The sequence below is a fragment of the Flavobacterium chungnamense genome (genome assembly GCF_039539165.1).
Classification (GTDB): Bacteria; Bacteroidota; Bacteroidia; order Flavobacteriales; family Flavobacteriaceae; genus Flavobacterium; species Flavobacterium chungnamense.
On record NZ_BAABCS010000005.1, the window covers coordinates 71,971 to 84,558 of the forward strand.

Annotated in this window: 15 protein-coding genes; 14 read left to right on the top strand and 1 reads right to left on the bottom strand. The window is 32.8% G+C overall.

Going from position 1 to position 12,588, the window contains the following annotated elements; all coding sequences use genetic code 11:
- Nucleotides 1-3: 3 nt before the first annotated feature.
- From secY to ctlX, 13 genes are all read left to right on the top strand, one after another.
- On the top strand, nucleotides 4-1,347 hold the full coding sequence (gene secY / locus ABD771_RS03905) for a preprotein translocase subunit SecY (protein WP_298304721.1): 1,344 nt from the start codon (nucleotides 4-6) through the stop codon (nucleotides 1,345-1,347).
- A 5-nt stretch (nucleotides 1,348-1,352) separates the two neighbouring features.
- Nucleotides 1,353-1,568, top strand: coding sequence for a translation initiation factor IF-1 (gene infA / locus ABD771_RS03910; protein WP_007136545.1), 216 nt, complete (start codon nucleotides 1,353-1,355; stop codon nucleotides 1,566-1,568).
- 11 nt (nucleotides 1,569-1,579) lie between these two features.
- Nucleotides 1,580-1,696: a type B 50S ribosomal protein L36 gene (gene ykgO, locus ABD771_RS03915; protein WP_081932050.1), complete on the top strand. Its 117-nt coding sequence runs from the start codon at nucleotides 1,580-1,582 to the stop codon at nucleotides 1,694-1,696.
- A gap of 2 nt (nucleotides 1,697-1,698) precedes the next feature.
- Complete coding sequence (gene rpsM / locus ABD771_RS03920) at nucleotides 1,699-2,073, top strand: 30S ribosomal protein S13 (protein ID WP_344816872.1); 375 nt, start codon at nucleotides 1,699-1,701, stop codon at nucleotides 2,071-2,073.
- Between the two features lie 8 nt (nucleotides 2,074-2,081).
- On the top strand, nucleotides 2,082-2,465 hold the full coding sequence (gene rpsK, locus ABD771_RS03925) for a 30S ribosomal protein S11 (RefSeq protein WP_274782172.1): 384 nt from the start codon (nucleotides 2,082-2,084) through the stop codon (nucleotides 2,463-2,465).
- 120 nt (nucleotides 2,466-2,585) lie between these two features.
- Nucleotides 2,586-3,191 carry a 30S ribosomal protein S4 gene (rpsD, locus tag ABD771_RS03930; RefSeq protein ID WP_298395763.1) on the top strand — a complete coding sequence of 202 codons (606 nt, stop codon included), beginning with the start codon at nucleotides 2,586-2,588 and terminating at the stop codon, nucleotides 3,189-3,191.
- A gap of 21 nt (nucleotides 3,192-3,212) precedes the next feature.
- Nucleotides 3,213-4,205: a DNA-directed RNA polymerase subunit alpha gene (locus tag ABD771_RS03935; protein ID WP_344816871.1), complete on the top strand. Its 993-nt coding sequence runs from the start codon at nucleotides 3,213-3,215 to the stop codon at nucleotides 4,203-4,205.
- Nucleotides 4,206-4,235: 30 nt separating this feature from the next.
- On the top strand, nucleotides 4,236-4,748 hold the full coding sequence (gene rplQ, locus ABD771_RS03940) for a 50S ribosomal protein L17 (protein WP_298302820.1): 513 nt from the start codon (nucleotides 4,236-4,238) through the stop codon (nucleotides 4,746-4,748).
- Between the two features lie 321 nt (nucleotides 4,749-5,069).
- Nucleotides 5,070-6,182, top strand: a complete 1,113-nt coding sequence (carA, locus tag ABD771_RS03945; protein WP_345090905.1) for a glutamine-hydrolyzing carbamoyl-phosphate synthase small subunit — start codon at nucleotides 5,070-5,072, stop codon at nucleotides 6,180-6,182.
- A 138-nt stretch (nucleotides 6,183-6,320) separates the two neighbouring features.
- Entirely contained in the window at nucleotides 6,321-7,613 is a 1,293-nt protein-coding gene (eno, locus tag ABD771_RS03950; RefSeq protein ID WP_345090908.1) for a phosphopyruvate hydratase, read from the top strand.
- A gap of 356 nt (nucleotides 7,614-7,969) precedes the next feature.
- A complete protein-coding gene (locus ABD771_RS03955; RefSeq protein WP_345090911.1) occupies nucleotides 7,970-9,253 on the top strand; it encodes a citrate synthase in 1,284 nt (427 codons plus the stop codon).
- 82 nt (nucleotides 9,254-9,335) lie between these two features.
- Complete coding sequence (locus tag ABD771_RS03960) at nucleotides 9,336-10,250, top strand: dimethylarginine dimethylaminohydrolase family protein (RefSeq protein ID WP_345090914.1); 915 nt, start codon at nucleotides 9,336-9,338, stop codon at nucleotides 10,248-10,250.
- An 84-nt stretch (nucleotides 10,251-10,334) separates the two neighbouring features.
- Nucleotides 10,335-11,273: a citrulline utilization hydrolase CtlX gene (gene ctlX / locus ABD771_RS03965; protein ID WP_345090917.1), complete on the top strand. Its 939-nt coding sequence runs from the start codon at nucleotides 10,335-10,337 to the stop codon at nucleotides 11,271-11,273.
- A 106-nt stretch (nucleotides 11,274-11,379) separates the two neighbouring features.
- Here ctlX and ABD771_RS03970 read toward each other — a convergent pair whose 3' ends face one another.
- Nucleotides 11,380-12,003, bottom strand: a complete 624-nt coding sequence (locus ABD771_RS03970) for a MarC family NAAT transporter (protein ID WP_425556444.1) — start codon at nucleotides 12,001-12,003, stop codon at nucleotides 11,380-11,382.
- A 191-nt stretch (nucleotides 12,004-12,194) separates the two neighbouring features.
- On the opposite strand from ABD771_RS03970, the gene ABD771_RS03975 reads away from it, so the two are divergent.
- Entirely contained in the window at nucleotides 12,195-12,560 is a 366-nt protein-coding gene (locus ABD771_RS03975) for a CoA-binding protein (protein ID WP_298119834.1), read from the top strand.
- Nucleotides 12,561-12,588: the final 28 nt, after the last annotated feature.

Below are 12,588 nucleotides of genomic sequence, written 5' to 3' on the forward strand. Positions count from 1 at the left end.
CTTATGAAGAATTTTATTGAATCGTTTAAGAATGTTTGGAAAATAGAAGAGTTGAGAAACAGAATCTTGTTTACTTTAGGTTTACTTTTAGTATATAGATTTGGTGCTCATGTAACTCTTCCTGGTATCGATGCTACACAGCTTTCTGGACTTGCAGGACAAACTGATAAAGGAATTGGATCAATTCTTGATATGTTTACCGGTGGAGCATTTTCAAAAGCATCTGTTTTTGCATTAGGTATTATGCCCTACATTTCTGCTTCAATTGTTGTTCAGTTAATGGGTATAGCAATTCCTTATTTGCAAAAATTACAAAAGGATGGTGAAAGTGGTAGAAAAAAATTAAACCAAATTACACGTTGGTTAACTATTGGTATCACTTTACTTCAAGGTCCAGGTTATATTTATAACTTGTACAGAACAATTCCTAGTAGCGCATTTTTGTTAGGATTTGATTCATTTTCTTTCTTATTTTCTTCAGTTTTGATTTTAACTACAGGTACAATTTTTGCTATGTGGTTAGGAGAAAAAATTACTGATAAAGGTATAGGAAATGGTATATCTCTATTAATTATGGTCGGTATTTTAGCAAGATTACCTCAAGCACTTATTCAAGAGTTTCAGTCAAGAGTTACCAACAATAATGGTGGTTTAATGATTCTTGTTATTGAAATTATTGTTTGGATGTTGGTAATTATTGCTTGTGTACTTTTAGTTATGGCAATTAGAAAGATACCTGTTCAATATGCTAGAAGAACAACTTCTGGTGATTTTGAACAAGATATGATGGGTGGTAATAGACAATGGATTCCATTAAAATTAAATTCAGCTGGTGTTATGCCAATCATTTTTGCTCAAGCAATTATGTTTATCCCTGCTGCTTTAGCTGGTCTTTCACAGTCTGAAACATCTCAATCTATTGCAGGTGCTTTTAGTAATATGTTTGGATTATGGTATAATTTAGTATTTGCTCTATTAATCATTATCTTTACATTCTTTTACACGGCGATTACGGTTCCAACAAATAAAATGGCAGATGATTTAAAAAGAAGTGGTGGTTTTATACCAGGTATCAAACCAGGTGTTGAAACAGCTGATTTTCTTGATAAAATTATGTCATTGGTAACTTTTCCAGGTTCGTTATTCTTAGCTTTAATAGCTGTGTTCCCAGCAATTGTAGTTAGTTTAGATGTACAACAATCATGGGCTATGTTCTATGGTGGAACTTCTTTAATCATTATGGTTGGAGTTGCAATCGATACTATTCAACAAATAAACACTTATTTATTGAATAAGCATTATGATGGTTTGATGAAAAGTGGTAAAAATAGAAAAGCAGTAGCTTAATTTTTATGGCAAAACAATCAGCAATAGAACAAGACGGATCAATAATTGAAGCATTATCAAATGCTATGTTCCGTGTAGAATTAGAAAACGGGCATATCGTTATCGCACACATTTCAGGAAAAATGCGTATGCATTACATCAAGTTGTTACCAGGTGACAAAGTGAAACTTGAAATGAGTCCTTACGATTTGTCTAAAGCAAGAATCACTTACAGATACTAAAGTTATTAAAAATGAAAGTAAGAACATCAGTAAAAAAGAGAAGCGCAGAATGTAAAATTGTGCGTAGAAAAGGAAGATTATACGTTATTAACAAAAAGAATCCTAGATTTAAACAAAGACAAGGATAATTATGGCAAGAATAGCAGGGGTAGATATACCTAAAAATAAAAGAGGTGTTATAGCACTTACCTATATCTTCGGAGTAGGAAAAAGTAGAGCTATTGAGATTTTAGAAAAAGCTCAAGTTAGCCAAGATACTAAAGTTCAAGATTGGAATGATGATCAAATCGGAGCAATTCGTGATGCTGTATCATACTACAAAATTGAGGGTGAACTTCGTTCAGAGACTTCATTAAACATCAAACGTTTAATGGATATCGGATGTTATAGAGGAATTCGTCACAGATCTGGTCTTCCATTAAGAGGACAAAGAACTAAAAACAATTCTAGAACAAGAAAAGGTAAGAGAAAAACTGTTGCTAACAAGAAAAAAGCAACTAAATAGTAAGTAATATGGCTAAAGCAAGTACAAAAAAACGTAAAGTTATTATTGAATCTTCAGGAGAAGCTCATATTAATGCAACTTTTAACAACATCATCATTTCGTTAACTAACAAAAAAGGTGAAGTTATTTCTTGGTCTTCTGCTGGTAAAATGGGCTTTAGAGGTTCTAAAAAGAACACTCCTTATGCTGCTCAAATGGCAGCTGAAGATTGCAGTAAAGTAGCATTAGAAGCAGGACTTAAAAAAGTAAAAGTTTATGTTAAAGGTCCAGGTAACGGAAGAGAATCTGCTATCAGATCAATACATAACAGTGGAGTAGAAGTAACAGAAATCATTGATGTTACTCCAATGCCCCACAATGGATGTCGTCCTCCAAAAAGACGTAGAGTATAATTTTATACTGAAATATTTTCAGTATCTAATATATAATTAAGTATAACAAGAGAAAGAACAAAGATTATCGAAGGATTTATTGACCTGAATTCATAATCTCTATCTCAAAACAATTTTAAAATGGCAAGATATACTGGTCCAAGTACAAAAATTGCTCGTAAATTTGGCGAAGCAATCTTCGGAGCTGATAAAGCATTCGAAAAAAGAAATTATCCTCCTGGACAACACGGGATGGCTAAAAAAAGAGGTAAGAAATCTGAATATGCTGTCCAGTTAATGGAAAAGCAAAAAGCTAAATATTCTTACGGAATCTTAGAAAAACAATTTAGAAACTTATTCGAAAAAGCAGCAGCTTCTAAAGGTGTAACAGGTGAAATCCTTTTACAATTATGTGAAGCTCGTTTAGATAACGTTGTTTTCAGAATGGGAATTGCTTCTTCTAGAAGAGCTGCAAGACAAATTGTTTCTCACCGTCACATTACAGTAAATGGTGAATTAGTAAACATACCTTCTTATCACTTGAAACCAGGTGATGTAGTTGCTGTTCGCGAAAAATCTAAATCTTTAGAGTCAATTGAACGTTCTTTATCAAACTCTAATCATGTTTACGAATGGATTACATGGAATAATGATACTAAATCTGGTACGTTCGTTACTGTTCCTGCTAGACTTCAAATTCCAGAAAACATTAAAGAACAGTTAATCGTAGAGTTGTACAACAAATAATAATTGACACTAGTCTAAATTATGGCAATATTTAATTTTCAAAAGCCCGATAAAGTTATCATGATCGATTCAACCGATTTTGAAGGTAAGTTTGAGTTCAGACCTTTAGAACCTGGTTACGGATTGACTGTTGGTAATGCACTTAGAAGAGTTTTACTTTCTGCTTTAGAAGGTTATGCTATTACATCTACAAGAATTGAAGGTGTAGAGCATGAGTTTTCTACAATTTCAGGAGTTGTTGAAGATGTTACAGAAATTATCCTTAGTCTTAAACAAGTACGTTTCAAACGTCAAATTGAAGATATCGATAACGAATCAGTAACTATATCTATAACTGGTAAAGAGCAAATTACAGCTGGTGATTTTCAAAAATTTATTTCTGGATTTCAAGTTTTAAACCCAGAATTAGTTATCTGTAACCTTGATCCAAAAGTTAATTTCAATATGGAATTAACAATTGAAAAAGGTAGAGGATACGTTCCTGCAGAAGAAAACAAAAAGCAAAATGCTGCTATTGGTACAATCTTTACAGATTCTATCTTTACACCAGTGAAAAACGTGAAATATGCTATTGAAAATTTCCGTGTTGAGCAAAAAACAGATTATGAAAAATTAGTTTTTGAAATCAAAACTGATGGTTCAATCAATCCAAAAGATGCTCTTACTGAAGCTGCAAAAGTATTAATTCACCACTTCATGTTATTCTCAGATGAGAGAATCACTCTTGAGGCAGACGAAATCGCTCAAACAGATTCATACGATGAGGAATCATTACACATGAGACAATTGCTTAAAACTAAGCTTGTTGATATGGATTTATCTGTAAGAGCATTAAATTGCTTAAAAGCAGCTGAAGTTGATACATTAGGAGACCTTGTCTCTTTTAACAAACACGACTTAATGAAGTTCCGTAACTTCGGTAAAAAATCTTTAACAGAATTAGATGAACTAGTTGCAGTTAAAAATTTAACTTTCGGAATGGATTTGTCAAAATATAAATTAGATAAAGACTAGTTTCTTTATTCAAATTAAATAGCATTTAAAATGAGACACGGAAAAAAGAACAATCACTTAAGCAGACAGACTGGACATAGAAAATCTATGTTAGCTAATATGGCTTGTTCATTAATTGAACACAAACGTATTAACACAACTGTTGCTAAAGCAAAAGCACTTAAACAATTCGTTGAGCCGCTTATAACAAAATCAAAAGAAGATACTACTCACAATCGTCGTATCGTTTTCGCTTACTTACGTAATAAATATGGTGTTACTGAACTTTTTAGAGAAGTAGCAGCTAAAGTTGGTGACCGTCCAGGTGGATACACTCGTATCATCAAAGTTGGTAACCGTTTAGGTGATAACGCAGATATGGCAATGATTGAGTTAGTAGATTTCAACGAAATTTACAACGGTGGTAAAAAAGAAGAGAAAAAAGCTAAAAGCCGTCGTGGTGGAAAAGCTAAAAAATCTGAAACTCCAGCAGCTGAAACAAAAGCTCCTGAAGCACCAGAAACTTCTTCAGAAGAAACTACTGACCCGAGCGCTAGCGAATAGGCGAAGCAATCAGCAGAATAATGAATTCAATTTCATAAATATAAAGGATAAGCTTTCGAGTTTATCCTTTTTTTTATACCCAATATTAAATTATTTATTATTTGAAGCGAATCGTTTGGGCTTTATCAGTAATCCATTTTCCTGCTGCCTTTCCAAAGCTTGTCTCGTTTAAAAGAACGAGACAAGGCTTTTCCCTTACATCAGGGCTAAGTAGCCAACTATTAGAATGTTTATAAACTTTAATAAATCCACTTTAGAATTATAAAAGATTAACTTAAATTTGCAAAACAACAACTAACTACTTTTTACTAACTACATCAAATGAAATACACAACAAGACCACAAGCCATTTTATTATTAGCCGATGGAACCATTTTTTATGGTAAATCTATCGGGATTTCTGGAACAACTTTCGGTGAAGTTTGTTTCAATACAGGAATGACAGGTTACCAAGAAATTTTCACCGATCCATCTTATTTTGGTCAAATAATGGTGGCTACCAATCCACATATTGGTAACTATGGAGTAAATTCTAACGAGGTTGAATCAGAAAAAATTATGATTTCTGGCTTAGTATGTAAAAACTTTAGTTTTAACCATTCACGTCCCGATTCTGAAAGTAATTTATACGATTACTTTGAAAAACAAAATCTAATATGTATTTCAGATGTAGACACAAGAGCGCTTGTTAGTTACATTCGCGATAATGGAGCACAAAATTCTGTGATTTCAACAGATGGAACTTCAATAGAAGAACTAAAAAAACAACTAGCAAATGTTCCTGATATGAAAGGGTTGGAGCTTGCTTCAAAAGTATCTACCAAAGAGCCTTACTTTTTTGGAAATGAAAACGCAACTTTCAAAATTTCTGCTTTAGATTTAGGAATTAAAAGAAACATTCTTAGAAATCTTGCAAAAAGAGATTGTTATATAAAAGTTTTTCCATACAACACATCTTTTGATGAGTTAAAAGCATTTAATCCTGACGGATATTTCTTGTCAAATGGTCCTGGAGATCCTGAGCCTCTTTTTCAAGTCCAAGAAACAGCTAAACAAATGATAGCTTCTGATATACCTGTTTTCGGAATTTGCCTAGGACATCAAATCATCGGTTTAGCAAACGGAATTTCTACTTATAAAATGTTTAATGGTCACAGAGGTATAAATCATCCTGTTATGAATGTTCTTACTGGAAAAGGTGAAATAACTTCACAAAATCATGGTTTTGCTGTAAACAGAGAAGAATTGGAAAATCATAATGATTTAGAAATCACTCATTATCATATCAATGACAACACCGTGGCAGGAATGAGAATGAAATCTAAAAATTGCTTTTCAGTTCAATATCATCCTGAAGCAAGTCCAGGACCTCATGATTCTTCTTATCTATTTGATGAGTTTATAGAAAGTATTAAAAAAAATGTAATGATCTAGAAATAAAATGAAATCATAAATTACTAAAACGATTGCGTTTATAAGTTTTTTGAAATTAATTATTTTGCTTTTTAACTTTCAGTAAATTTGTGGAAATAACAATAATTTCAACCTTAATTTTAACAAATAAACATAAAAATGAGTATTATTATCAAAATTCACGCTAGACAAATTCTTGACTCAAGAGGAAATCCAACAATTGAAGTGGATGTAGTAACAGAAAATGGTGTTTTAGGTCGTGCTGCTGTTCCAAGTGGTGCATCTACAGGAGAACATGAAGCTGTTGAACTTCGTGATGGTGGAAAAGCTTACATGGGAAAAGGTGTTCTTAAAGCTGTTGAAAATGTAAATACTAAAATTGCTCCTGAATTAATGGGAGTTTCTGTTTTTGAACAAAATCATATCGATCAACTTATGATTGAGTTAGACGGAACTTCTAACAAAGGAAATCTTGGAGCTAATGCAATCTTAGGAGTTTCTCTTGCGGCTGCAAAAGCGGCTGCAAATGAATTAGGATTACCTTTATACAGATATGTTGGTGGAGTTTCTGCCAATACTTTACCAGTTCCAATGATGAATATTATCAATGGTGGTTCGCACTCTGATGCACCGATTGCTTTCCAAGAGTTTATGATTATGCCTGTAAAAGCAACTTCATTCACGCATGCAATGCAAATGGGAACTGAAATTTTCCACAATTTGAAAAAAGTATTACACGATAGACATTTATCAACTGCTGTTGGTGACGAAGGTGGTTTTGCACCAAATCTTGCTGGCGGAACAGAAGATGCACTTGATACAATCAAAATTGCTGTTGAAAACGCTGGGTATAAATTTGGTGATGAAGTAATGATTGCTTTAGATTGTGCAGCTTCTGAATTTTATGTAGACGGAAAATACGACTATACTAAATTTGAAGGAGCAACTGGAAAAATTAGAACTTCAAGAGAACAAGCTGAATATTTAGCTTCACTTGCCGCAAATTATCCAATTATCTCAATTGAAGACGGAATGTATGAAGATGATTGGGAAGGATGGAAATACTTAACAGAATTAATAGGTGACAAAACACAATTAGTAGGTGACGATTTGTTTGTTACTAATGTAGAACGTTTGTCAACTGGAATTGAAAAAGGAATTGCCAATTCAATTTTAGTAAAAGTTAACCAAATTGGGACACTTACAGAAACAATTGCAGCAGTAAATATGGCTCATAATGCAGGTTATACTTCAGTAATGTCACATCGTTCTGGAGAAACAGAAGATAATACTATTGCTGATTTAGCTGTAGCATTAAATTGTGGACAAATAAAAACTGGTTCAGCTTCACGTTCTGATAGAATGGCGAAATACAATCAATTATTACGTATTGAAGAAGAATTAGGAAATACTGCTTACTTTCCAGGATTGAAAGCATTCAAACAGAAGTAATCACTTAAATATTTTACAAACAACACCTGATGAGTTTTAAACTTGTCAGGTGTTGTTATTTTATTAGACATCGTAAATATTACTCTAAACTGGTATTTAACAAAATCTCCATATTTTAATTTTAAGCTATTTTAATTTATTAATCATTAATATAATGGTGAGTTTTTATTTCCAAAAAAAGAGTAATATTTCCATAGAGTTCAAACTTAACGAGTTTTTTTTGTATTCAACTATATCAACCTTGCAATTTTTATATTAAAATTAACGAAAACGTTAACGTATTTGTTTTTTAATTCATTTAGAATTCCATAATTTTGTTAAATTATAAATTATCACGATTAATTTCCACACATATTATGTCAAAAACAGCAATATTAGAATATGATGGCCAAAAGTATGAGTTTCCAGTAATTGTTGGAAGCGAAAACGAACCAGCCATCGATATTGAAAAACTACGTGCCTTGACAGGTGCCATCACTTTAGATCCAGGTTATAAAAATTCAGGTTCTTGTAAAAGTGATATTACTTTCCTTGATGGTGAAGAAGGAATTTTACGCTACAGAGGTTATGCAATTGAAGATTTAGCGGAAAAAGCTGATTTTCTTGAGGTTTCTTATTTGGTGATTTTTGGAGAGTTGCCTACAAAAGAGCAGTTAGAACAATTTGAAAATGATATTCGTAAATATACTTTGGTAAACGAAGAAATGAAAAACATCATTGATGGTTTTCCAAAAACAGCTCATCCAATGGGAGTTTTGTCTTCTTTAACTTCTGCTTTAACCGCTTTTAATCCAAAAGTGGTTAATGTTGAAAATGAAAAAGAAATGTACGAAGCTGTATGTAAAACAATGGCTAAATTTTTAGTTATTGCTACTTGGACTTATAGAAAAATGATGGGTTATCCTTTGAATTATTATGATAATACCAAAGGTTATGTTGAAAATTTCATGCATTTAATGTTTGAATTGCCAACAGGTCCTTACAAACAAAACCAAGTTGTAATTGATGCTTTAGATAAATTATTTATTCTTCATGCAGATCATGAGCAAAACTGTTCTACATCAACGGTAAGAATTGTTGGTTCTTCTCACGCAGGTTTATTTGCATCGATTTCTGCAGGAGTTTCTGCACTTTGGGGTCCATTACATGGTGGTGCAAACCAAGCAGTTTTAGAGATGCTTGAAGATATTCAAAAAGATGGAGGTGATGCTGATAAATATTTAGCTAAAGCAAAAGATAAAGATGATCCATTCCGCTTAATGGGATTTGGTCATAGAGTATACAAAAACTTTGATCCAAGAGCTAAAATCATTAAAAAAGCTGCTGATGAAGTTCTTGCAACTTTAGGAGTAAATGATCCAATTCTTCAAATTGCAAAAAAACTTGAGGAATCTGCTTTAGTTGATGAGTATTTTGTATCAAGAAAATTATATCCAAACGTTGATTTCTACTCAGGTATTATCTACCGTGCTTTAGGAATTCCAACGGATATGTTTACTGTTCTTTTCGCAATCGGTCGTTTACCAGGTTGGATAGCACAATGGAAGGAAATGAGAGTTAACAAAGAACCAATTGGTAGACCTAGACAAGTTTATACTGGTCATCCATTGAGAGATTTTGTTGCAATGGATAAAAGATAAAATTCTTTAAATACTTATAAACAAAAGCTTCGTTAATCAACGGAGCTTTTTTATATTTGTACAAATGCCAAAAGCAAATTATATGTTACAATTAAATGTAAAAAACGAAACCTCAAGACTAAGAGCCGTTGTGTTAGGTTCAGCATTAAATAATGGACCAACTCCAACAGTAGACGAAGCCTACGATCCAAAATCATTAGAACATATTCTCGCAGGAACATATCCAATTGAAGTAGATATGGTTAACGAAATGGAAGCCTTCAATAAAGTATTTCAAAAATATGATGTGAAAGTTTTTCGCCCAGAAATGATTGAAAATTATAATCAAATTTTTACTCGTGATATTGGTTTCGTGATTGACGATGTTTTTATAAAAGCCAACATTTTACCTGATAGAAATCGTGAATTGGATGCAATAAATTATGTTATTGATCAAATCAATCCTGCTAAAGTGGTTCGTCCGCCAGACGATGTACATATTGAAGGTGGTGATGTAATGCTTTGGAATGATTATATTTTTATAGGAACTTACAAAGGTTCCGATTATAAAGATTACATCACAGCAAGAACTAATATGCTAGGTGTTCAATACATTAAAGATTTGTTTCCAAACAAAATTGTGAAAGAATTTGATTTGGTGAAATCTAAATTAGAAGCTCGCGATAATGCATTGCACCTTGATTGCTGTTTTCAGCCAGTGGGAACTAATAAAGGAATTATTTACAAAAGTGGTTTCCGTGAAGAAGCAGATTACGTTTATTTAGTAAAATTATTCGGAAAAGAAAACCTATTTCACATTAAACGAGACGAAATGTATAATATGAATTCCAATGTATTTTCTATCGCGCCAGATGTTGTAGTTTCTGAGAAAAACTTCACAAGATTAAATAATTGGCTAAGAGAAAAAGGTTTTACAGTGGAAGAAATTCCATACTCTGAAATAGCAAAACAAGAAGGACTATTAAGATGTTCGACTCTACCCTTAATAAGAGATTAAATATGTTTATGGTTTTTAGTTTAGGGTTCTTGGTTGGAACTAAAACAATTAACGATTAACAATAAACCACTAACTAACAAAAAAATGAATCAAACTACAAACTCAATTCTGATGATTCGTCCGGTAGCGTTTAGAATGAACGAACAAACGGCAGTAAACAACTATTATCAAAAAGTCCTTGACGGATTAACTCCAGCGAATGTTAATGAAAAAGCGCAACAAGAGTTTGATGCATTCGTAAACAAATTAAGAATGGTCGGAATCGATGTTACGGTTGTTGACGACACTTTAGATCCAGACACACCAGATAGTATTTTTCCAAACAATTGGATTTCTTTTCACGAAAATGGTGATGTAGTTTTGTATCCAATGTTTGCCGAAAATCGTCGTGCCGAAAGGCGTGAAGATATTTTAGATATTCTTGAAGCTAAAGGATACGAAATCAACGACGGAATTATGGACTATACTTCTGCTGAAGATGATGGATTTTACCTTGAAGGAACAGGAAGTATTGTTCTTGATAGAGAAAACGGAAAAGCATATTGCGCACTTTCTCCAAGAGCAGACGAAGAATTATTCATAGAATTTTGCGAAGATTTCGATTTGAATCCAATCATATTTGAATCATTTCAAACCGTTAATGGCGAAAGAAAATTGATTTATCATACCAACGTAATGATGTGCATTGGAGATACATTTGCAGTAATTTGTGCTGATTGTATCGATGATAAAAAAGAACGTAAAATGGTTCTAGACAGTCTTCGTTCAGACGAAAAAGAAATTGTTCTAATTAGTGAAGATCAAATGAACAATTTCGCAGGAAACATGTTAGAATTGCAAGGCGCAGATGAAAGAAGATACTTAATCATGAGTTCATCAGCTTACAATGCTTTAACCAAAAAGCAAATCGCACAATTAGAAGAACATATCACAATTCTTCATTCAAGCCTAGACACCATAGAAGCATGTGGCGGCGGAAGTGCAAGATGCATGATGGCAGAAGTTTTTCTTCCAAGAAAATAAATTTTAAAAACAGCAAATCCCAAATCCCAAATTCCAATTGTTTACTTTGGAATTTGGGATTATTTATTTCAAACTTCGTACTTCGTATTTTGTACTTCGTAATTTTCTAAATTCCTCTAATAATACTCAAAACCGCACTAATAATATACTGAATACCAATCGCGACTGTTAAGAATCCTACAATTCTAGAAATCGCCACAATTCCTGAAGCACCAAGATATTTAGCCAAATAATGCGCACTTCTCAATACCAAAAATATTAGAAGAGAAACCACAAAAATAGAAAGTGTAGAAGACAAAATTTCAGGAGTAGTTTTGTGATCTTGATTAAATGCTATTAATAACGAAATCGAACCAGGTCCAGCCAACATTGGCATAGCAAGTGGTGTTAAAGCAATAGAGGTTCTGCTTTGCAAATCTTCTTCCACTTCTTTACTAATTCCTTTTCTCTTTTTCGGATTAGCGTTTAGCAAACCAAAACCAGAACTTGCAATCAAAATTCCACCAGCAATTCTAAGTGCTGAAATCGTAATTCCAAAAAAACTCAAAACATATTCACCAACAAAAAAGGAAATTATTAATATAATACAAACGTTAATTGCCGCCATTAAAGAAACTCGTGAACGTTCTGCCTTGTTATAATCTTGAGTCAAACCCACAAAAAACGGAATCGCACCAATCGGATTCAATACCGAAAACAGCGCACCAAGCAAAACAAAAAAAGTATTCAAGAAAACATCCATTTTTTGAAAAGTTTAAATTTTTTACAAAGATAAATAAAGAAGTAACGCATAAAGTTAAAATAAAAACAATTATCCGTAATTTTGTACCATGAAATCGCCACTTACATTACTTTTGTTGAAAACAAATTTCAAATAGGGCGATACCATAAATGACCTCTAAAAAAACAACTTCTACATTTATGAAAAATAAGAAAACACTAGTTCTTGGTGCTTCCACCAAACCCGAAAGATACGCTTTCAAAGCCATAACAATGCTAGTTGACAAAGGTCATTCGGTTATAGCAATTGGACAAAATCAAGGCGAAGTTGCCGGAATTTCAATCAGAACCAAAAATATTCCTCTAAAAAATATCGATACCGTAACCTTGTACCTAAATCCGGTGCGCCAACGCGAATATTACAACTACATTATCGAAACCAAACCCAAAAGAGTAGTTTTCAATCCAGGTACCGAAAATCCAGAGTTTTATCAATTACTTAAAGCCAATTCCATCAAAGTAGAAGAAGCTTGTACCTTGGTTTTATTGACAACTAATCAATATTAGGAGCGAGTGGTTAGGGCTTTATCAGTGA

Bases quoted from the DNA above. Each gene is read 5' to 3' on its own strand.
- carA (WP_345090905.1), top strand. From the start codon at position 5,070: ATGAAATACACAACAAGACCACAAGCCATTTTATTATTAGCCGATGGA.
- rpsK (WP_274782172.1), top strand. From the start codon at position 2,082: ATGGCTAAAGCAAGTACAAAAAAACGTAAAGTTATTATTGAATCTTCA.
- ABD771_RS03935 (WP_344816871.1), top strand. From the start codon at position 3,213: ATGGCAATATTTAATTTTCAAAAGCCCGATAAAGTTATCATGATCGAT.
- eno (WP_345090908.1), top strand. From the start codon at position 6,321: ATGAGTATTATTATCAAAATTCACGCTAGACAAATTCTTGACTCAAGA.
- rpsM (WP_344816872.1), top strand. From the start codon at position 1,699: ATGGCAAGAATAGCAGGGGTAGATATACCTAAAAATAAAAGAGGTGTT.
- ABD771_RS03975 (WP_298119834.1), top strand. From the start codon at position 12,195: ATGAAAAATAAGAAAACACTAGTTCTTGGTGCTTCCACCAAACCCGAA.
- rpsD (WP_298395763.1), top strand. From the start codon at position 2,586: ATGGCAAGATATACTGGTCCAAGTACAAAAATTGCTCGTAAATTTGGC.
- infA (WP_007136545.1), top strand. From the start codon at position 1,353: ATGGCAAAACAATCAGCAATAGAACAAGACGGATCAATAATTGAAGCA.
- rplQ (WP_298302820.1), top strand. From the start codon at position 4,236: ATGAGACACGGAAAAAAGAACAATCACTTAAGCAGACAGACTGGACAT.
- ykgO (WP_081932050.1), top strand. From the start codon at position 1,580: ATGAAAGTAAGAACATCAGTAAAAAAGAGAAGCGCAGAATGTAAAATT.
- ctlX (WP_345090917.1), top strand. From the start codon at position 10,335: ATGAATCAAACTACAAACTCAATTCTGATGATTCGTCCGGTAGCGTTT.
- secY (WP_298304721.1), top strand. From the start codon at position 4: ATGAAGAATTTTATTGAATCGTTTAAGAATGTTTGGAAAATAGAAGAG.
- ABD771_RS03960 (WP_345090914.1), top strand. From the start codon at position 9,336: ATGTTACAATTAAATGTAAAAAACGAAACCTCAAGACTAAGAGCCGTT.
- ABD771_RS03955 (WP_345090911.1), top strand. From the start codon at position 7,970: ATGTCAAAAACAGCAATATTAGAATATGATGGCCAAAAGTATGAGTTT.